The sequence below is a fragment of the Saccharomonospora iraqiensis subsp. paurometabolica YIM 90007 genome, from assembly GCF_000231035.2.
Taxonomy (GTDB): domain Bacteria; phylum Actinomycetota; class Actinomycetes; order Mycobacteriales; family Pseudonocardiaceae; genus Saccharomonospora; species Saccharomonospora paurometabolica.
The window spans coordinates 75,358-75,641 of the sequence record NZ_KI912185.1; the positions used below are offsets into that span (position 1 = coordinate 75,358).

The 284-nt window shown below is 77.5% G+C and carries 1 pseudogene; it reads right to left on the reverse strand.

The annotated features are described in order from the left end of the window. Nucleotides 1–18: 18 nt before the first annotated feature. Nucleotides 19–284 (reverse strand): annotated as a pseudogene (locus SACPADRAFT_RS33655) (hypothetical protein); the annotation flags it as partial.

Below are 284 nucleotides of genomic sequence, written 5' to 3' on the forward strand. Positions count from 1 at the left end.
CGGGCGGTGGCGGAGCGGTCAGCGGGTGCGGGTGACCAGGACGTCGCCGGAGCCGCTGCGGGCGTGCACCCGCAACGGGACGTCCCCGGGCGGCGGTTCCTCGGCGACGGCGAGTTCGCTGTCCACCCGGCCCGACCCGGACGACAGGTCGATCTCGGCGTCCGTACCGGGCGCGATGCCCGCACGGACGGAACCGGAGCCGGACAGGACCTCCAGGGTGCCCGCCGCGGCGGAGGCCACCGACACGGCGCCGCTGCCGGTACGCACCAGGGTGGGCGCGTGCA